This window comes from Nostoc sp. FACHB-892, assembly GCF_014698795.1.
Taxonomy (GTDB): domain Bacteria; phylum Cyanobacteriota; class Cyanobacteriia; order Cyanobacteriales; family Nostocaceae; genus Nostoc.
The window spans coordinates 1-19,025 of sequence record NZ_JACJTR010000020.1 but is presented as its reverse complement, the minus strand read 5'-3'; the positions used below and the strand labels follow the sequence as shown (position 1 = coordinate 19,025).

The window sequence follows — 19,025 nt, the reverse complement described above, 5'->3', positions numbered from 1 at the left end:
AATATTCATAGAGCAAATATAAAATTCCAGCTTGATTTCTGCTAATATACTGAGACTATATAGCTTGGTTTAAATAAAGCTTTTACTAATCTGCGTTTTCAAAAAACAAGTAACATTCTTATATCAAGCTTCTAGTCGAGTTTATTAACTTGGCTCTGTCATTTGCTAATTAGTACAACACGGCAGAAAGGAAGTTGCGATAAAGACAGTCAAAAGGCTGCCGTCACAAGCATTTTGAATTTAAAATTTTGCGTACTCCTTCCATACTGGACGCTGTACGGAAAATGAAGCAAGCTACACGCAGCATCTCAAATAATTACGCTATTAGCTATTAATTTGAGCTAGATGAAGATAATTTGCTCAAAATCTCTCAAAATTTGTTTTTCGAGTAACTTTGTTATCGGTGGATTTTCTACAAGCACTTGCGATCGCTATTGTCATCTGTAGAAATATCGATCCAAGCCGATAATACTACTAATGGTGATTTAGCCGTTATAAATGAGGAGAGAATAAGCAAAAATTTAAAGCAATGATGATAAAAATTTAAAGATAAAATGAAGCTTAAATAAAATTTTTTAAAAACTAATCAATAAAAGAAAATTTGTTAAAGATCAAATAAACTTCCTGAAAAATAAGTTAATACCATTGTACCATTAGTGATACTTAGAGAAACTAGAGTTGAGTTCATCTCAAATTCATAAATGTTATATGACTCCTATTTGGCTTTTGAAAAAATGTCCAATTCCTCTACCTCTCTTCTTTCGTGTTCTCGGTCTTCACAAGTAAGTTGATAAATTCAACCGCATTGCTATATCAACTATTAACAATTTAAAATAACCGTGTGCTTTGGTGCAGCCTCTTACACCACTTTTTACAACTCAAAGAACCCCAGCAACGTAGTGAATTCACTTTGATAGAAGGTATTTTAAACTCTTTTTTCGATAATTAAACATCTGCATAAAATTCATTAGATTCATTTTAAGTATGAGCATTCAAGAGTTATTAACTATTGCGGATAAAGTGGTAAAGAAGTCATCTGGCAGACATTTGACTGATTTACAAAGTGATTTGTTAAAAGCATCTTCTGAAAATCAGACATACGAACAGTTTGCCAACGATCGCGGCTACTGCCTTGATTATATAAAGAAGGATGTAGGGTCTACGTTATGGCAATTGCTATCTCAAGCATTAGGAGAGAAAGTTACAAAAAAGAATTTTCGGCAAGCCTTAGAGCGATATCAACAGGCTGAAAAATTTGTGAATTATAACGAAAAAGAAAAACAACAATATTTTGGCCTCTACGTGATGCTTTGGCTTTCTAGGGAAGCACAGAAGAATTCGACAACTTTTGAGAATCGATACTACAGTATAGATGCTGAGTAATACTGCTGCCTTGGAATTAAGACTTCACTCGTTGAAAATTTCAACTACTTATGTCATAAGCTATCGCCCATCTAAGTTGCACATTTTTCTGTGTTGACTGTTGACTGCTGACAGTTAAGAATCAACGGTCAGCAGTCAACAAATCTGATGAGTTATTGTGTAATTTAAAGGCATAATAGCTTATGCTTTTCACCCATATCAAGAAGGATGAAAATAATCGTAAATTTCTTGAGCCAAACGCGGCCCAATTCCTGGAACCTCAGCAAGTTGTGTGGGTGCAGCTTGCCGAATATAATCAACTGAGCGAAAATGCCCTAGTAGCTGCTTTTGTCGATGATGTCCTAAGCCAGGAATTTCATCTAAACGCGATCGCTTCAATTTATCACTGCGTTGCTGACGATGGAAAGTCACTGCAAATCGGTGCGCTTCATCCCGCAACCGCCGCAACAACTGCACCCCTGCTTGTTCTGAATCAGTTGTTAAGGGTTTAGATTCTCCCGGTAAAAAAATCTCTTCTCGTTGCTTCGCCAGACTCACAACTCGCAAGTCTTCTAATAAATTCATCTCTTGCAAAACGGCGACAACTGATGATAATTGACCTTTACCGCCATCGATCATGATTAAATCAGGCCAATCTGGATTACCCAAACGTGACAACTGTGGATCTTCCCCATACTTACGGAACCGCCGTTGAATAACTTCAGCAAGACTAGCAAAATCATCTGAATGTCCTGCCGTCACAGTGGGATTTTTAATTTTATAGTGGCGATAATGCTGTTTAGCAGGTAATCCATCGATAAACACGACTTGCGAAGCTACTGCATTTGACCCTTGAATATGGGAAATGTCATAACCTTCGATGCGGTGGGGTACATCTGGTAAATCGAGAATGGCTGCTAAGTCTTGCATTGCTTGGTCGTTGCGATCGCCTAGTTTTTGCATTCTTTGCAATTCATACTGGGCATTTCGCTCTACCATCTCAATTAATTCTGCCTTAGTTTGCCGCAAAGGAGTCAAGATTGTAACTTTTTTCCCTTTACGTTGAGTTAAGACATCCGCCAATATTTCGCTATCTGGTAAATCATGCTGTACCAGAATTTCTAAAGGTATTTCCACTGAGTCAGCAGTTTGGTAATGTTCCTCTAAAGCTCGTTGTAAAATAGCTCCCGGTTCTGCGTGAGCATCCGCTACAAAGGCCAAGCGTCCTACCAATTGCCCAGCGCGAATCTGGAATAGTTGAATGCAAGCGTATTCTTCGTTAGCTGCCAGCGCGATCGCATCCCGCGAAACTGTATCATCTGGTAAAGAGACTTTTTGATTGGCTGTCAGCGACTTTAACCCAGAAATTTGGTCACGAATCCGCGCAGCTGACTCAAAGTTCAAATTTTCAGCTGCTGCATTCATCTGTTGAGTCAAAATATCAATCAGTTCCTGAGTTCGCCCTTGGAAGACCATCGCTATTTTTTGTACAATTTTGCGATATTCTTCTGGTGAAATCATCTGTTGACATACACCCGGACAACGCCCTAAATCATAATTTAAGCAAGGACGGTCTTTAAAAAGTGGTTGAGGTCGTTGTCGCTGTGGGAAGATCCGCTTGCACAGGCGGACAATTTCTCGTAAAAGACCAGCATCAGTATAAGGCCCGTAAAATTTATCCTTTTCTTTGCCGAATTGACGTTTACGGGTAATAAAAATTCGCGGATAATCTTCTGACCAAGTGATGCAGAGATAGGGATATTTTTTATCATCTTTGAGCAGCACGTTAAAGTATGGCTGGTGCTGCTTGATCAAATTTGCTTCTAGGGCTAACGCTTCGGCTTCGGTATCAGTGACGATGAATTCAATTTCTGCCACCAACTTCACCATCGTGGCGATGCGTTCACTCTTGTTGTAGCCATCCCGGAAATAGGAACGGACACGCGATCGCAACTTACGTGATTTACCTATATATATAATGCGATCGCTACTGTCCCGCATGAAATAAACCCCCGGTTCCGGTGGAATTTCAGCTAGACGATTTTCCAGTCGTTCTGGTTCTTTAACCAACGATAATATTTGAGTAGATATTGCCACAACCAAAATTAGGTAATCTTTCTCTATTTTAAGAAAAATTATTTCTTCCTGCCGATTTAACAGAGTATTTATCAAGTAAATGTAAATTAGGTAGGCTTTTAGTCTGCACTTCCCGCAACATGGCTCGGTTTTTGAGATAGTGCAGCAAGCATGGCGTAAATCCAGCTACCATCTCAATTAACAAGACTTGGGGCAAAATCCTCTTGTTAAAGGTGCAAATTCCGCCATAGCCTGCTATACATTCTGCTACAACCGTCAGAGCTTTGAAGTAGATGAGAGTTTGTCTAGCCGTGATTTTAGTCGCAGACTACTACTGTCAGAATAAAAAATTGGCTTTTTGAATCTATAACTAAGATTTTAAAATCGGCAATAATTTCTTATTTAAAAACTCATTCTTATATATAAAATAGTTTTTTATTAATTCAGATAAACTTGTATTTTGATTATTGAAAGTAATTATATTTTTAATATATCAATTGTATAAATATTATTCAAATAGTTGTTGTTAAACAATCTTTTTGACTTTTAGGCAAACTTATAACATTAAGCGATTTAACGGATTTAGTAAGTTAAATTTACGAATATGATTGGAAATAGAAATATAGCAATTATAATAATTTCAAGTAATATCTAAACTATGAACCCGCAAGACTTTGAAGCCCAGTACCGGGAAGCTATGGCTGAAACACTCAACGATCTGCAAACAGCAGTTTTGCTGTTAGTGCAAGTACAACATAAAATTTCAAAAATTGGCAGTTCTATGCAACATATTAGTGAGCAAGTAGAAGAGTTTATTGCAGAGCAAAAAGCTGAATAAATGCACGTCCAGCAGAAAAGCTTATCTGTGGCTAAAAGTAAACTCTTCTTCAATTGTAAGAATGAGATCCTTGAGTTCTAAAGGTTTTACAAAATAGCGACGTGCGCCCAAACTCAGAGCTAGTTCTTGATCTGCTTTAAAAGCAAAGGCTGAAACTACAATGATAGGTATTTTTGACAAATCAGGTCTTTGCTGGACTTGTTTTAAGAGTGAATAACCGTCAATATCTGGTAATTTTAAGTCTAATAAAATCAAATCTGGCTCAAATTTATCTATAGTTGAGAAAAAAGTAGAGCCTTCTGATAAGCTTTCGACATCGTACCCACAGTAACTCAGATAGTCACTCAGCAACATCCGATTGAGATAATGGTCTTCAACTAACAAAACTCGTCTAACCTTGTGTGACCGCAATGGCTGATCTATGTTGAGTAATTGTGCTGTCATTGCTACCTATTATCTTAAGTAAAAGCCAACAATTATTACCATAAACTAAAACGTATTGCATTTAAATAGTGAAATAGATATAAACCTTATTTATGTAATCTACTGAAAAATGTTAACTAATTCAATTTAACTGTACTATTATAATTGTAAATAATAATATTAATAACCTTTTAATTAAAACTTAAAGGTTACTTTACGCTATTTTTATATTTAATAGTATTAAATAAAATACTGTTTTTAAAATTAAAATAGTCTAATTGTGATGAGTAACGCTACTTCAGCAATACTGTAAGAACGGTAAGGTAATTTTCCTTTGTAAAACAGTTTTTATCTAGTTGTGAAGCTAAATAATACCATTTTATGAAAACCCTCTTATATTGTTAGAGCATAAAGATGTAGGCTCTCATAACCTATCCATTTTTAAGTTTAAAAGTTTTAAATTTAAAATCATCTTCTAGCTGGAAGGAAGTATTCATAAAAAAAGGGAGCCATTAGCTCCCTTACTTATTTGTCGTTTTGAATCCCCAATCTTAAATAGATACTTTTTTAAATTTGCGTTGTGTGGCAAAAACGCCAGCAACACCGAGTAGACCTAGTATTATTGATGGTTCTGGTACTGGAGTTGAAGGAGGTGTATATCCAGGCGTGTTCCAAGTGTAATAGGCGCTGTAGGATATGCCATCATCAGAGGCTGTAATTCCAGATGCAGTAGGGTTAAAGCTATAGGCGTAGTAAGTGTTATTGTTATTAACTACCTTGGCAATTTCACTAGCTCCGATTTTACCTTGGTAGGCGTTTAATGTAGCTTGCAGGGTGAGTACATCTTTGAATGACGTCAGTTGAGCTATTTGAGTTTGTAGCGTTGGCTTTATGAAAGCAGAAGTTAAAGGCGAGTTCAGCGTTTGTTGAAGTGCAGAAATCTTAGTTTGAACTTCTGAAGCAGTTGGTAAACTTGTTGCACCTAAAAATAGTAATTTAACTCCTCCATTCCACGCTTCGGTAAGCTTACTAGAAAGTGTATCTGAGAGTTTAGTCTTGACATCCAAGTGACCAACTAATGTCAGTTCTACACCGCCATTTTGACCGAATTGGAAGCTACCAATATTAGGATCTCCCATCCCCAATAAAGGAAAGTAACTTGCTACTAATAATTGGGTATTTGCTGAAAACCCATTCCACACTGACTGGAATGGAGTATAAGCACTCAACAAATCACCCAGCCATTGCGAACCAAAACTATTCCAGTCACTAGCAGTAACGCTGCTAACTGTGGCGCTGTAATTTCCTTGTGTGGCGGTGAAGCCAACGTTAGAAGTTGGGTTTTCGCTGCTATACCAAAGCTCGACGTTAGAGGAAGGATTACCATCACTCAGGGCTTGGGAAGCAGCTACAGTATCATTTGCTATAAAATTACCATTTGACCCACCAGTATAAGTTTTAATTTCGTTTGGGTTGTTAAAACTAAAAGATGTAGCGTGTGCTGGTGTAGTGGCAACGCTCACGCCAATAGCTATTGAAGCACCAATTACAAGTTTGTGAAAAGTCATTTTCATTTCTTCAAGTCTCTGCCAGTTTGAAAGTTAAGTTTTAAACTACTGCTACTTATAGGCTTGAGCTGTTTTGGCTACAGGCTTTTTAGCAATACGGCGGCTTTAAAGCGCGACCTGCATTTTTAGCCATCTTTGGTAGTTGAGCGTACAAAACCAGTTTAAGAAACGGGGAGACTTGATTGGGTAAAGTTAATGCTGATTATCAATGAAAAAATGACGAATGTTTTTATATTTTTATACGTTTAATTACATATTTTATTGAATTTAGCAAGTTATAAAACATACATAATAAAAGCGCACGTCTGTCATTGGTGTCAACTTAACCTGAAATCGGCGGTTATAAACCATGTCTACACAGTCAAAACAAAACCCGCGCAGGCGGGTTTCAAACTCTTGATGTTCAGTTTAAGAAGAAATTCAATGAAGGAACTCAGCCATTCTTTCCACAGCAGTTTCTAACAAAGGTGGCTCATGCACCAAGGCAAAACGAACATACCCCTCGCCGGATTTACCAAAGCCAGCACCTGGGGAAGCGGCTACACCAGTTTGTTTGACTAACTGAGTACAAAATTCGATGGAGTTTTGACTCCAAGCTGAGGGTAATTTTGCCCAAATGTACATTGTGGCTTTGGGAGTGGCAACATTCCAGCCAATGCGGTGTAAAGCAGTGATGAAAGCATCACGGCGCTGCTGGAAGGTAGCGACAGCAGATTTTACCCCAGCTTGAGGGCCAGTCAAGGCTGCGATCGCACCATTCAAAATTCCCCGATACTGATTAAAATCAACGGCTGCTTTTACTTGGCGTAAGGCGTTAATTAACTGGGCATTACCGATGGCGTACCCAATACGGAAGCCACCCATATTGTAGGACTTGGAAAGGGTGAAAAATTCAATCGAGACGCTTTTCTCTGGATCAGCTTGCAGAATTGAAGGGGCTAGTGACTGAGTATTGGGTATTGGGTATTGGGAAGAATTCATTGCCCACTCGCCAGCCCCTTCAAATACCAAGTCTACGTAGGGGAAATCGTGAACCAGGGCGAGATTGTGTTGCTGACAAAAGGCGACAGCTTCTTGGAAGAAAGATAAAGGAGCGATCGCAGCAGTGGGATTGTGAGGATAACTTAATACCATCATCCGCGACTGGGCCAAGACTGGGGCAGGAATATCAGCAAACACTGGTAAAAAAGCGTTTTCTGCCCGTAGTGGCATTGAATAGATTTGACCACTAGCTAGGTAGACTCCCCCCGCATGGGAGGGATAACCTGGATCGAGCAACAGCGCAAAATCTCCTGGGTCGAGTATTGCTAGGGGTAAATGGGCTGTGCCTTCTTGAGAACCAATTAGAGGTAATACCTCAGTTTGAGGATCGACTTTGATACCAAATTTTTCTTCGTACCATTTGGCTGCTGCTTCGCGAAACCCAAAGGTACCGTTAAACAACAGATAGCCGTGGGTACTGCGATCATGGAGAGACTGGGCGATCGCCTCAATGACGTGTGCCTCAGTTGGTAAATCAGAAGACCCCAGCGACAAATCAATTACTTGTTGTCCAGATGCCAAAGCGATTGCCTTGGCTCTGTCCATATCAGCAAATACATTAGATTGCAGGGGTTGTAAACGCTTTGCAAATTGCATATTAGTCATTTGTCCTTTGTCATTTGTCCTTTGTCATTTGTCATTTGTCCTTTGTTACAACTCTTGGAGAGGGTGCGCCCTAAGCGTAGCTATGCCGCAGGCTTTACGGCAATGCTCAGTACTAAGTGACTAATGACCAATGACTAATGACCAATGACTAATTACTATTTAAGTGCGTATCTAAGAGTTCGAGTAATTTATCTTTGCCGATGACTCCCTCAGTTGATATCAAAACTTCCTGGCCGTGGAATAATCTGAGGGCTGGTACACCTTCCACTTGGTACTGCTTAACAGTCACTGGGTTAGGGTCAATTTCCATTTTAACGATTTTGAGGCGATCGCTATATTTGGTAGCAGCTGAGTTAATCAGGGGCGACATCAATTGACAAGGCCCACACCAGGAAGCCCAAAAGTAAACTAATACAGGCTGTTCAGCTTTTAACACTTCTGTTTCAAACTCAGCATCAGTTATGGTGATTACAGCCTTACTCATTGCAGTCTCCATCAGGGGGCGATCAAAGTTGGCACACACAATACTTTATCCCAAAGTAGCCAATAGTTAATAGTCAATAATTCATAGTGATTTTGACTATTAACTATTGACTAATGACGTAAAATCCCACAACCAACAGGTGTGGGACTGGTTCAAATAAGTTTTCTACCAATTTTACAGTTGATCCAATTGCTTGCGTAAGGAATCCAACTCGGCATCAACCACCTCATTAGACTTAGGAGCAGTGGTTTCTTGTTGCGGTGGCAGTTGTGCTTGAGTTACTGGAGTGGCAGGTGGTAGCATTTGCGCTTTTAGAGCTGCCAACTCATCATCAACATCGCTACCACCTTCCAACTGGGCAAATTGGGTTTCTAAATCTGCACCTGCTAACTCTCCTAGTGCCTGGGCCCGGGATTCTTGCATCAAGACTTTTTCTTCCATCCGCTCGAAGGCAGACATTGCACTGCTGGTATTCATCCCACGTACCATGCCTTGGAGTTGCTCTTGGGCTTTGGCAGTAGTGATCCGAGCTTTGAGCATTTCTTTCTTGGTTTTAGCCTCAGAAATCTTGCTTTCCAGCTGGATTAAGTTGCGCTTGAGGGTTTCAACTTGAGTGCTTTGGGTATCCAAACTAGCTTTGAGGGCGGCACTGGTGTCGGTATAAGTTTTTTTGCGCTCTAGAGCTTGCCTTGCTAAGTTTTCATCACCTTTTTGCAGCGCTAATTGGGCATTGCGTTGCCACTTATTGATTTCATTTTGGGCATCATTGTACTGTTTCTCACTGCGTTTTTGGGCGGCGATCGCCTGGGCTACTCCCTGACGCAGCTGAACCAAGTCTTCCTGCATTTCCAGGATGGCTTGTTCTAGCATTTTTTCGGGGTCTTCGGCTTTGTTAACCAGGTCGTTGAGGTTAGAACTAACTACTCGCTTAATGCGATCGAATAATCCCATAACTTTGTTTTTCCTTGTGTGGTTTACGCTTTTTGCTGGACAGTTAGCTTTTTTATTTTTTAATAGCTACCTATTTCAATGTAATCTTTCCGGTTTAAATCAGTACCTTCAAACAGCTCTTAATTGTTAAGATATCTCCAAAGTGGGGTAATTAGCCGAACTTCAAGAGTCCTGAGTTTTGGGTAACTGCTGTTGGGGAGGCTGTGTATTCTGGCTCTCCGGGGTGAGGAGATTGTTGTGCTGTGTGTTTTCTGCCCCATTTAAAACCTGTACCTTCATCGCCGCCAATTCGGCATCTACATTATTACTAGATTCCAAGGAAGTAAATTGTGTTTCCAAGTCGTCGCTACTGAGTTGAGCGATCGCTTCTGATTGAGCTTCTATCTGTAAAACTTTTTCTTCCATCCGCTCAAAAGCACTCAGGCTGCTGGTGGCAGAAACCCCGCCCAGCATTTCCTGGAGGCGAGAAGACGCTTCAGCAGAACGGGCCCGAGCAATATACATATCTTTTTTTGTTTTCGCCTCGGAAATTTTTAACTCTAGCGATCGCATATCCTTTTTTAGCCTAGCTACTATATCGTTTTGCTGCTCTATCTGGGAAAAGAGGGCTGTAGTGGTTTCTTTATAGGCTTGGCGCTTAGTCAAAGCTTCCCGTGCTAGAGGTTCGTTGCCTTGTTGCAGGGCCAACTGGGCGCGGCGATACCATTCTTCCGTTTGAGAGTTGGCAGCTGCTGCTTGTCGTTCAGTGCGTTTCTGGGTAGCGATCGCTTGTGCTACACCCTGCCGCAACCGCACCAAATTTTCCTGCATCTCTAGGACAGTTTGCTCCAGAATCTTTTCTGGATCTTCTGCACCACCGATCAAACTATTGAGATTAGCGCGAATCACTCGCAGGATACGCTTGATTAATTCCATGTCGGCTCTCCATTCACGAAATTCAGTGCTGAGTAATGAGTTTTGATAATTACTCATCACCGTATAATTTGGATGCCACACCTCAACTATCTGAGTGCTGAGTAAAGAAAAACTACTGCGTACTGATGTACTTTAGTAAGACATACGCAGAGCAGTCGCCTCAAAATGGCGTAGCAATCTTTTAACTCAAGACTCTTGATCCAGGACTCAGCACTCATGACTCAGGACTGTTATCTCATGGTATCGTAGATTTTTACAACTCATGGCTGCTGAACCCGTGCCTTGATTCCCTTTGCCTCTAACAATTTTATATGTTGTTGTACTTGCTCTTTAGTCTTAAAAGCACCCAGAAAAACCAATTCTTTGCTAGGTGATAAATAAGCATCGGGAATGATTTCCCGTGCTGAGGCTAAAGCTTCGCCTTTATTATCTATCACTACATGATAGAACCCATCTGTTGCTGGTTTGATTTCTGCATCCGGCTCTGGTGAAGTTGCGATTGGGTTAGGCGAGGTTTTTGCCGTTGAAGTGGGAGGCAAATTCAAGGGAGGCAAGGGCTGTACCGTCGGTGCTGGTGCTAAAGCGATCGGATTTGTCGGTTTTAGGGTTGTGTTGGGGTCAGGTAATGCCGCTTGAGGATTTACGGGGTTTTGGGGAACGGCTGGATTAGGCACTACTGCTTTGGGTGTTAAGCCAACTAGATCATTGGGGCTTCTCACCTCTGGAAACTCTTGGGCAGCTAGATTGGGATACTTGGGTATAGATGTTTTTGCTGACTGGATCTGAGGTTGGACATTACTCCCAACTTTCTCAGCATTTTCTGGTATGGGAGACGAGTTTCCGTCAAATAACTTTCCTAAATTCCATTGTGACAAGCCTTTGGGATTGAATACTACATAACCTAAGGTAAGACTTGCCATCAATAGCAGCAACATCGAGCCGATACCCAAAGGTGATAGCAGACTGTCACTATAATTACTTGGTTTTTTAGTTTCTGGTTGTTCTTCTGCCAGACTTCGCAGCAGTGCTTCACTAGATTCTAAATAGTCATCTGGGTGCTTAGGGGTGTCATTTGGCTGCAAGAGATTTTCGCTCTTAGTATCTTTAACGAGTACTGGTACGATGCTACTACTAAAGTTGGGTGGGGGTGGTGGAAGTTGAGTTTGTGTTTTCGCAGAATTGGGAGTGGAAGGCACGTTGAGATTATTTAGTTCCTCAATTTTTGCCGTAGCTGGCGCTGGGTTACTTTGAGGATTCACAGCTAGAGAAAACGGAGGTGGAGGTGGTACATCAGTTTTTGCCGTAGCTGGCGCTGGGTTACTTTGAGGATTCACAGCTACAAATGCAGGTGTAGGTGGCACCTCAGTTTTAATTTCCGTTACTGATGACTGAGTTGTGCCCAATGTTGTAGGGATGGCAGTCAACCCCAGCCGTTGACTGCTCATGTAATTTGCAACACGCAGCTGCTTTGATGACACCAAACCAGTTCGCGTGCGTCGGTATCGAGCTAACTCTTGATCTAGGGGCACCTCTAAACTCGCTAGTGCTGCTGCTAGTGCTGGTTTCAACCCAGGTGTTTTAGACGATTGAGTATCGGAATCGGAACCGTTCAGGGGGTTTTGAGTCATTGCTTCTGTGCCTCAAACGTAGATTGCTGGAATTAACTTTAGATATATTTGTGACAATAGTAGCGAAAATTATCTAAATAGATTGGGGATTGGGAATTGGGCATAGGGCATTAGTTATTCTTTCTTTTTCCTCATCTCCCTTATCTTCCCCATTCCCCACTCCCCACTCCCTACTCCCCACTTTTAACGATGTCGTTGAAATCAATTAATGATATTTTAGGCGTTCTCGAAAAGCAGGCTAAATGGCAAGAACAACCATTCCAACGGCTGCTCAAGTGTTGGGCAGAAGTTGTTGACCCAGTGGTTGCTGCACATACTCGACCATTGTCGATTCAACGCGATGTTTTGTCGGTAGCAACTTCTAGTGCTGCTTGGGCGCAAAACCTAACTTTTGGTCGCACGTCTTTGCTTTTAAAGTTGAATAAAAAGCTGCCAACGCCTTTGGTTGATATTCGCTTCTCTACTGCTGGCTGGCAGAATCCATCTGTGGAGAGAAAACAACAACAAACGGTTTCGCCCCATGAGCATCCCAGTTACCTTGGTGATGAGATTAGCCGCCCTGATGTTACACCCGCCAAGGGTGTGGATGCTGCTTTTGGGCATTGGGCGAAGATCATGCGATCGCGATTGCATGGCTTACCCCTTTGTCCCCAATGTGAATCTCCCACCCCACCCGGTGAACTAGAGCGCTGGAAAGTCTGTTCTGTCTGTGCGGCTAAACAGTTTTGAAACTAATCAGCCCTGACCTAAATTAAAAGCAAAATAGTTAGCGATTATTTATTAAGCAGAATTTATCTTAAAGTAACTTGCTGCTGCCATATAAAATAGTTCTAATTCTTAAGAAAAAATGTGTTTTGCCGCTAACATCTATCTAATGTGGTAATAAAATCAGACTATTTATCTGAAATTATATGCCTTAAGCTATTGTTAAGGAGGAAGTTAAAAGGCTAAAGAAATCAAAAGCTTTAGTTTTAGTCTTGATCCCTAATAAGTTTTAGCCAAAATCCATAGGTAACCGCTCTAAGCATTATTTAAAAATATAACAAGAATATAAAAATATCCTAAAGTTTATTTTTTCGTTGGGATCGCTGAAACCTATAGAAAATAATGGCTTTTTGGCTTTTATACGTCTTTATATATAGAAGCAAAATATAGAGGTGAGATTCAGCCGGAAACGGCACTAAAAATAAATCCAAATGAAACCCATTAAATTTTTAGCATCTGCCTGTAAATATTGCCGTCATTACCAGCCAGAAGGTCGCCGTGGCGGAACGTGCCAGCAATTGGGAGCGCCAGTTCAAGGAACTTGGAAGGCTTGCTCTTTAGCGCTTCCACCTTTTGCACCTTCTTGGGAAACCTTGGAAGATGCTTGGAGTTTGCCAGATGCAGCCCCAGTTTTAACATCTTCTCATTCCTTAGCCTCAGATTTAGACAATGCTGCTCTTATCCCTGTAGAGGAAATAACTGCCTCTGTATCTGAACAGGTAAAGACTAAAGCAGTGGTTATTTAGTCATCCATTATTACTGAACTGATTTTTTAGTTTGCTTAAAATAAGATTTGTTTTTAAGATTTTTAGTGCTGTAAAAGTTGATATATACAAAAATCGCACCCTTGAGCGGGGTGCGATTTTTGCAGTTTTAAGGTAGCCAAGGAAAAGAGCGGAAATCTGGTGGCCGCTTTTCGAGAAAGGCTTGTTTGCCCTCAGAACCCTCTTCTGTCATGTAATAGAGTAGGGTGGCATTGCCAGCAAGTTCTTGTAAACCAGCTTGTCCATCACAATCAGCATTGAACGCGGCTTTGAGACACCGAATTGCGATCGGACTTTTTTCTAAAATCTCTTGCGCCCATTGAATACCCTCCGCTTCTAGTTGTTCGACTGGGACGACACAATTAATTAAGCCCATTTCTAGCGCTTGTTGTGCATCATATTGGCGGCAAAGAAACCAGATTTCTCTAGCTTTTTTTTGTCCCACAACGCGGGCGAGATAGCTGGCTCCAAAACCACCGTCGAAACTGCCGACTTTCGGACCAGTCTGTCCGAAAATAGCGTTATCGGCAGCAATGGTAAGGTCGCAAATTAAGTGTAGGACATGTCCACCACCGATCGCATATCCAGCTACTAAAGCAATCACCACTTTCGGCATGGAACGAATCAGGCGTTGTAAGTCCAACACATTCAAGCGGGGGATGCCAGTATCGTCTACATAACCCGCATGTCCCCGCACACTTTGATCGCCACCAGAACAGAAGGCATATTTGCCATCGGTATGTGGGCCATGGCCTGTAAATAGGACAACACCAATAGTAGTATCTTCACGAGCATTACAGAAAGCGTCGTACAGTTCAAAGACTGTTTCAGGACGGAAGGCATTGCGTTTATGGGGACGGTTGATGGTGATTTTCGCAATACCATCAGTTTTGTGATACAGAATATCTTCGTAGATTTTGGCAGTTTGCCAGTTAATTTGCATTGGTATGGAATGCGGTGTTGTGCTTGAGAATTTTATCGCGGACGCAGGGACAAGCGATACCTGCAGTGGGCTACGCCTACACTAAAATTGGTGTCTCAAGCCTTTACAATCTGGTAATTGTCTGGGTGCTGAGGAATAAAAATGCGACCTGACACCATTTTCTACAAATTATTTAAGCAATTTCCGGGATTGCTGTTTGAATTAGTAGATGAACCACCCCCAGAAGCAGAAAACTACCAGTTTGAATCAGTTGAAGTGAAAGAAACCGCGTTTCGGATTGATGGAGTATTTTTACCTCCGGTTGATGCAGTTTCCAAAACCGTCTTTTTTGCTGAAGTGCAGTTTCAAAAGGACGAAGACCTATATCACCGTTTCTTCAGCGAATTATTTTTGTTTCTCTACCGCAACTCGATTCGTTACGATGACTGGTTTGGTGTAATAATTTTTGGCTCTGGCAGCCTAGAACCTTCCAACTCAACGATTCACCGCGCTTTGCTGGAAAGTGGTCAAATTAGGCGGGTTTATCTGGATGAGTTGGGGGATTTGCGAGAACAACCTTTAGGATTGGGTTTGATGTTGCTAACAAATGTTACTTCTGAAACGGAAGCAGTTGAAGGGGCGCGGTTTTTGCTGGAGCAAGCACGGCAACAATCGGAGCAAGCGATAATTGATTTAGTGACGACGATAATTGTCTACAAGTTTTCTAACCTGAGTCGAGAGGAGATTGCAACGATGTTAGGACTAAATTTGGAAGAACCACGGGCGATTCGGGAAGCAAAGGAAGAAGGACGAGAGGAAGAAGCGCGATCGCTCATTTTACGACAGTTAAACCGACTTGTGGGTGCAATTCCTGATGCGCTTCTGTCTCAGATTCAAGGGTTATCGGTCGAACAGTTGGAAGCTTTAGGTGATGCTTTGTTGGATTTCTCTACTCTTGCTGATTTGGAAGGGTGGTTAGGAGGTGAAGTAAGGGGGTAAGTTTTACCTGGAAGCGCAGAGGAGGGTGATATCTGCGACTGATAGACTAGTTAGTGAACAGCCAAGCAATTTAGGTCAAATTTATGATGCTATTCAAGAAAGCGGAAAACCGCATTTGACTTGGAATGTTGTATCTAGTATTGGCGTTAAGCAATAATCTAAAATAAAGATTTCATTTATTGAATGGAATATGATACTGATAATCAATTAAGCCTGAACTTGTGGCAGCAATCTGCACATTCTTCACACTTGCAGGTAGACCAACTTTCTGTATCTGATGCAGAAATTACATACTATCCTAGCTATTTTACAGTGGAGGAAAGTGATGAAATACTCCAGAGGTTATTTATAGAAGTTAATTGGCAACAAGACAAAATAAAATGCTATGGCAAAGAGATAGACTTACCCAGACTGACTGCATGGTATGGCGACACTGGTAAATGTTATACATATTCAAAAATTAAAATGAATCCAATGCCTTGGACACCAGTGTTGTTATTAATAAAGAAGAGAGTTGAAGAGATAGCACAATTCTCCTTTAATAGTGTTCTTCTCAATTTTTACCGTGATGGCAAAGATAGTGTTTCTTGGCATTCTGATGATGAGCCAGAATTAGGTAAATATCCTATTATTTATTCTGTTAGTTTTGGAGGTGAAAGAAAATTCCAACTTAGGCATAAATTAGATAAAAAATTAAAAAAAGTAGAGTTGGTTTTAACTCATGGTAGCCTTTTAATTATGAAAGGTAAAACACAAGAATATTGGCAGCACCAAATACCTAAAACCTCAAAGCCTGTAATGCCAAGAATAAACTTAACATTTAGAACTATAAAGTCTTTGACTTAATCGGTATATTTCATACTTCTATTTAGCAATATCTAACGACATACTTAAATATTAAATATCTGCGGCAAATCTCCTCAAATTTTCCTGTCGCCACTTAGCATCTAATTTCCGATTTGTCGCCAACTCTAAAACCCTTATCCCTTTAGTTGGAAGCGGATTTAATTTTTGCTGCAAATATTCCCAAGAAGTAATCAATTCATGCTGCACATTATAAGTAGCGCACAATTGAGCAAAATCAATATCCTGGGGAGTGCCGAAAAACTCTTCAAATGGTGGATCAAATTTGGCAATAGGTAACATTTCAAAAATTCCACCGCCATTGTTGTTGATTAATACAATCGTCAAATGTCCGACAAACTTATTGCGGATTAAAAAACCATTGGTATCATGCAACAAAGCTAAATCTCCCGTCAACATCACACTACTTTGCTGGCGATGGGCAATTCCTAAAGCTGTGGATAATGTGCCATCGATGCCATTTGCACCCCGGTTAAAGTGCGATCGCACTCCTAAATTATTCGGTTTCCAGAAATATTCCACATCCCGCACAGGCATACTATTGGCAATAAACAGAGGCGTTCCTGGCGGTAAAATCTGAGAAATTAACCAAGCTGCTTTACTCTCAATTATTTCATCTATTTTCTCCATCGTCTGGTCAACAGCTAACCTAACCTTAGCTTCCGCATCACACCATTGCTTTCCATAGTCTGAGGATAAAGATAAATTTCCCTCCTCTACCTTGATGTCTTCTACAGATATCCGCAAATGCGTCGTCCTTCCATGCAAAGGGTCAAGGTTTTGGTCACTCTTGTCAATTACCCAACGTCGCGGTTGTGTTGCATCTATCCAGGTTCGTAGTTCTTTACTTGTAGGCATTTCTCCAACCTGAATCACCATTTCGGGCGCTAGCTGCTTTGCTAGTTGCTGATTTCGCAAAATCAAGTCATAAGTGGAAATCAAATAAGGGTTGAGTTCAGCATAATTTCTCACTGGGGAAAGTCCCTCAGCTAGCACTGGCCATTTGAGAGTTTGGGAAAGGTGCGCGATCGCTCTACAATACTCTTCTGGTTGCAACGGTTGGGCAACACCTGCGATAATAATGCCGCGATCGCATTCTTTCCATTGTTGGGGAATGGGGAATGGGGAATGGGGAATGGGGAATGGGGTATTAGTTGTTACTCCTGCGAAAAAGTCTTCTGGGTGGAAGTGTGATTGCAAATAACTCAAGTCGGTTCCATCAGGAAGAGGTGCTAAAGGATCGCGAAAGGGAATATTCAAATGTACTGGCCCCTTTGTAGGAGTTTGCGCTCTTTCCCAGCTATGAATTACCATTTGTCGCAGGTAAGCTAGCATTCCCATATCAGCAGAGGGTAAGGCTAACTCTGTTTGCCAATTTGGGTAGTTTCCATATAATCTCAATTGATCTACAGTTTGCCCAGAGTGACAATCTCGCAATTCTGGCGGTCTATCGGTAGTTAACAGTAACAGTGGTACACCACTATATGAGGCTTCGATTACTGCTGAATAAAAATTTGCTCCTGCTGTTCCAGAGGTACAAAGTAGTACCACAGGGCGTCCGGTTGCTTTAGCTTGTCCCAAGGCGAAAAAGGCGGCGGAGCGTTCATCAAGAATGGAAATCGCTTCAATCTCAGGTGCTTGTTGAGCAAAGGCTACTGCTAAGGGTGTAGAGCGCGAGCCAGGACAAATGATGGCACACTTCAATCCCAACCGCTTTAGCGTCTCTGTTAAAATATAAGCCCAAACTTGATTAACATTTCTAAAGGCGATCGGCATGAAATCAAACATAGCTATAAAACAATCTTAAATTTTAGATTTTATTTAAGGAAATTCAATTTAAAATCCATCTGGGAAAGTTTCACAAATACGGAGATGGAACCCAACACGCCACGCAAGTTTGTGGGGAAGAAAATCTCCAAACAAACTTGCTCCACTTTCTACAAAATGCCCAATTTGCTCTCAAACTTTTATGGACTGCATTCATTTAACGGGAATTCGCTGCTATGGTTACACTGGGTATCTGCCAGAAGAACAGGTACTAGGACAATGGTTTGAGGTGGATGTGAGGTTATGGTTGGATATCTCCACAGCGGCCAAGACTGATGCGATCGAAGACACTTTAGATTATCGCAGCGTCATCAGCTTGATACAACATCTGGTCAAAACGTCTAAGTTTGCTTTGATAGAGAAATTGGTAGCAACGATCGCAGATTCTATTCTCCAAGAATGCGATCGTGTAACACAAGTCCAAGTCATTCTAAGCAAACCTGGCGCACCTATTCCAGACTTTGGTGGCAAAATTAGCATTGAACTTACTAAAAGTAAGTCCAATCACTAAAGCATAAAACACGTTTTTTCTCAATATCTATAACCTAGCAAATAGAGGGGGTTTAGGTGGAGGGTGGAAGTATCTGACAAATATAACCTTTCTTGCCATTGCCCCCAGCACCAGATAGTTCTCATAAAACTAAAAAATCATGTGAGCTGCTAATAAGCATTTAACTTGCATATTTTCAGATTACAGTATTTGTAATTAAGTATTAATCAGAATTTATGAATATTTTTAAATAATACCATTTGATTCACAATTAAACTTTTAAAATAGTTCTAAACAGTAATTTGCTCTCCAAGTTCTTTGTAGACAAAGCAGTTTTAAAGAGTTTGATCCTAGATAATGATTGATTCTTAGTACTAAGTAGAACAAGGTGAAAAAACCAAACTATGTAAAGATAAGTAAATACGTACAATGTGTCTACAAAGGTAACAGCGATATGGGCAGCCGTTTAAGGGTATTTCTGACTAGAGAGCAAGATAAAACT

Annotated in this window: 17 protein-coding genes; 7 read left to right on the top strand and 10 right to left on the bottom strand. The window is 40.9% G+C overall.

The window, feature by feature from the left end; genetic code table 11:
- Window positions 1-984: 984 nt before the first annotated feature.
- A complete protein-coding gene (locus H6G96_RS23455; RefSeq protein WP_242063380.1) occupies window positions 985-1,383 on the top strand; it encodes a hypothetical protein in 399 nt (132 codons plus the stop codon).
- Between the two features lie 198 nt (window positions 1,384-1,581).
- Here H6G96_RS23455 and uvrC read toward each other — a convergent pair whose 3' ends face one another.
- A complete protein-coding gene (uvrC, locus tag H6G96_RS23450; protein WP_190913937.1) occupies window positions 1,582-3,459 on the bottom strand; it encodes an excinuclease ABC subunit UvrC in 1,878 nt (625 codons plus the stop codon).
- Between the two features lie 637 nt (window positions 3,460-4,096).
- On the opposite strand from uvrC, the gene H6G96_RS23445 reads away from it, so the two are divergent.
- On the top strand, window positions 4,097-4,276 hold the full coding sequence (locus tag H6G96_RS23445; RefSeq protein WP_190913934.1) for a hypothetical protein: 180 nt from the start codon (window positions 4,097-4,099) through the stop codon (window positions 4,274-4,276).
- A 21-nt stretch (window positions 4,277-4,297) separates the two neighbouring features.
- On the opposite strand, the gene H6G96_RS23440 is transcribed toward H6G96_RS23445, so the two are convergent.
- The 7 genes from H6G96_RS23440 to H6G96_RS23410 all read right to left on the bottom strand — a co-directional run bounded on the left by H6G96_RS23440 (window position 4,298) and on the right by H6G96_RS23410 (window position 11,892).
- Window positions 4,298-4,720, bottom strand: a complete 423-nt coding sequence (locus H6G96_RS23440; RefSeq protein ID WP_190913932.1) for a response regulator — start codon at window positions 4,718-4,720, stop codon at window positions 4,298-4,300.
- A gap of 530 nt (window positions 4,721-5,250) precedes the next feature.
- Complete coding sequence (locus tag H6G96_RS23435; protein ID WP_242063379.1) at window positions 5,251-6,267, bottom strand: NF038130 family PEP-CTERM protein; 1,017 nt, start codon at window positions 6,265-6,267, stop codon at window positions 5,251-5,253.
- A 420-nt stretch (window positions 6,268-6,687) separates the two neighbouring features.
- Window positions 6,688-7,914: an LL-diaminopimelate aminotransferase gene (locus tag H6G96_RS23430; RefSeq protein WP_190913927.1), complete on the bottom strand. Its 1,227-nt coding sequence runs from the start codon at window positions 7,912-7,914 to the stop codon at window positions 6,688-6,690.
- A 148-nt stretch (window positions 7,915-8,062) separates the two neighbouring features.
- Window positions 8,063-8,398, bottom strand: a complete 336-nt coding sequence (locus tag H6G96_RS23425; protein WP_190913925.1) for a thioredoxin family protein — start codon at window positions 8,396-8,398, stop codon at window positions 8,063-8,065.
- 174 nt (window positions 8,399-8,572) lie between these two features.
- Window positions 8,573-9,349: a PspA/IM30 family protein gene (locus tag H6G96_RS23420; protein ID WP_190728225.1), complete on the bottom strand. Its 777-nt coding sequence runs from the start codon at window positions 9,347-9,349 to the stop codon at window positions 8,573-8,575.
- A gap of 162 nt (window positions 9,350-9,511) precedes the next feature.
- Window positions 9,512-10,264, bottom strand: a complete 753-nt coding sequence (locus H6G96_RS23415) for a PspA/IM30 family protein (protein ID WP_190914188.1) — start codon at window positions 10,262-10,264, stop codon at window positions 9,512-9,514.
- A 260-nt stretch (window positions 10,265-10,524) separates the two neighbouring features.
- Window positions 10,525-11,892: a hypothetical protein gene (locus H6G96_RS23410; protein ID WP_190913922.1), complete on the bottom strand. Its 1,368-nt coding sequence runs from the start codon at window positions 11,890-11,892 to the stop codon at window positions 10,525-10,527.
- Between the two features lie 189 nt (window positions 11,893-12,081).
- On the opposite strand from H6G96_RS23410, the gene H6G96_RS23405 reads away from it, so the two are divergent.
- The gene (locus H6G96_RS23405) at window positions 12,082-12,621 is read left to right on the top strand and encodes a DciA family protein (protein ID WP_190913920.1); all 540 of its coding nucleotides are present in this window, start codon (window positions 12,082-12,084) and stop codon (window positions 12,619-12,621) included.
- A gap of 467 nt (window positions 12,622-13,088) precedes the next feature.
- The gene (locus H6G96_RS23400) at window positions 13,089-13,403 is read left to right on the top strand and encodes a hypothetical protein (RefSeq protein ID WP_190913918.1); all 315 of its coding nucleotides are present in this window, start codon (window positions 13,089-13,091) and stop codon (window positions 13,401-13,403) included.
- Window positions 13,404-13,530: 127 nt separating this feature from the next.
- On the opposite strand, the gene menB is transcribed toward H6G96_RS23400, so the two are convergent.
- On the bottom strand, window positions 13,531-14,364 hold the full coding sequence (gene menB / locus H6G96_RS23395) for a 1,4-dihydroxy-2-naphthoyl-CoA synthase (RefSeq protein ID WP_190913915.1): 834 nt from the start codon (window positions 14,362-14,364) through the stop codon (window positions 13,531-13,533).
- A gap of 141 nt (window positions 14,365-14,505) precedes the next feature.
- On the opposite strand from menB, the gene H6G96_RS23390 reads away from it, so the two are divergent.
- Window positions 14,506-15,342 carry a DUF2887 domain-containing protein gene (locus tag H6G96_RS23390; RefSeq protein ID WP_190913913.1) on the top strand — a complete coding sequence of 279 codons (837 nt, stop codon included), beginning with the start codon at window positions 14,506-14,508 and terminating at the stop codon, window positions 15,340-15,342.
- Between the two features lie 183 nt (window positions 15,343-15,525).
- Window positions 15,526-16,188, top strand: coding sequence for an alpha-ketoglutarate-dependent dioxygenase AlkB (locus tag H6G96_RS23385; protein WP_190913911.1), 663 nt, complete (start codon window positions 15,526-15,528; stop codon window positions 16,186-16,188).
- A gap of 51 nt (window positions 16,189-16,239) precedes the next feature.
- On the opposite strand, the gene menD is transcribed toward H6G96_RS23385, so the two are convergent.
- Complete coding sequence (gene menD, locus H6G96_RS23380; RefSeq protein WP_190913909.1) at window positions 16,240-17,994, bottom strand: 2-succinyl-5-enolpyruvyl-6-hydroxy-3-cyclohexene-1-carboxylic-acid synthase; 1,755 nt, start codon at window positions 17,992-17,994, stop codon at window positions 16,240-16,242.
- A gap of 181 nt (window positions 17,995-18,175) precedes the next feature.
- Between menD and folB the strand changes: the two genes are divergently transcribed.
- Window positions 18,176-18,544 carry a dihydroneopterin aldolase gene (folB, locus tag H6G96_RS23375; RefSeq protein ID WP_190913906.1) on the top strand — a complete coding sequence of 123 codons (369 nt, stop codon included), beginning with the start codon at window positions 18,176-18,178 and terminating at the stop codon, window positions 18,542-18,544.
- Window positions 18,545-19,025 lie beyond the last annotated feature (481 nt).

What these genes read in the sequence shown, in the direction of transcription:
- H6G96_RS23455 (WP_242063380.1), top strand. Translation starts at nt 985, where the DNA reads ATGAGCATTCAAGAGTTATTAACTATTGCGGATAAAGTGGTAAAGAAG.
- H6G96_RS23445 (WP_190913934.1), top strand. Translation starts at nt 4,097, where the DNA reads ATGAACCCGCAAGACTTTGAAGCCCAGTACCGGGAAGCTATGGCTGAA.
- H6G96_RS23440 (WP_190913932.1), bottom strand. Translation starts at nt 4,720, where the DNA reads ATGACAGCACAATTACTCAACATAGATCAGCCATTGCGGTCACACAAG.
- H6G96_RS23435 (WP_242063379.1), bottom strand. Translation starts at nt 6,267, where the DNA reads ATGACTTTTCACAAACTTGTAATTGGTGCTTCAATAGCTATTGGCGTG.
- H6G96_RS23430 (WP_190913927.1), bottom strand. Translation starts at nt 7,914, where the DNA reads ATGACTAATATGCAATTTGCAAAGCGTTTACAACCCCTGCAATCTAAT.
- H6G96_RS23425 (WP_190913925.1), bottom strand. Translation starts at nt 8,398, where the DNA reads ATGAGTAAGGCTGTAATCACCATAACTGATGCTGAGTTTGAAACAGAA.
- H6G96_RS23420 (WP_190728225.1), bottom strand. Translation starts at nt 9,349, where the DNA reads ATGGGATTATTCGATCGCATTAAGCGAGTAGTTAGTTCTAACCTCAAC.
- H6G96_RS23415 (WP_190914188.1), bottom strand. Translation starts at nt 10,264, where the DNA reads ATGGAATTAATCAAGCGTATCCTGCGAGTGATTCGCGCTAATCTCAAT.
- H6G96_RS23410 (WP_190913922.1), bottom strand. Translation starts at nt 11,892, where the DNA reads ATGACTCAAAACCCCCTGAACGGTTCCGATTCCGATACTCAATCGTCT.
- H6G96_RS23405 (WP_190913920.1), top strand. Translation starts at nt 12,082, where the DNA reads ATGTCGTTGAAATCAATTAATGATATTTTAGGCGTTCTCGAAAAGCAG.
- H6G96_RS23400 (WP_190913918.1), top strand. Translation starts at nt 13,089, where the DNA reads ATGAAACCCATTAAATTTTTAGCATCTGCCTGTAAATATTGCCGTCAT.
- menB (WP_190913915.1), bottom strand. Translation starts at nt 14,364, where the DNA reads ATGCAAATTAACTGGCAAACTGCCAAAATCTACGAAGATATTCTGTAT.
- H6G96_RS23390 (WP_190913913.1), top strand. Translation starts at nt 14,506, where the DNA reads ATGCGACCTGACACCATTTTCTACAAATTATTTAAGCAATTTCCGGGA.
- H6G96_RS23385 (WP_190913911.1), top strand. Translation starts at nt 15,526, where the DNA reads ATGGAATATGATACTGATAATCAATTAAGCCTGAACTTGTGGCAGCAA.
- menD (WP_190913909.1), bottom strand. Translation starts at nt 17,994, where the DNA reads ATGTTTGATTTCATGCCGATCGCCTTTAGAAATGTTAATCAAGTTTGG.
- folB (WP_190913906.1), top strand. Translation starts at nt 18,176, where the DNA reads ATGGACTGCATTCATTTAACGGGAATTCGCTGCTATGGTTACACTGGG.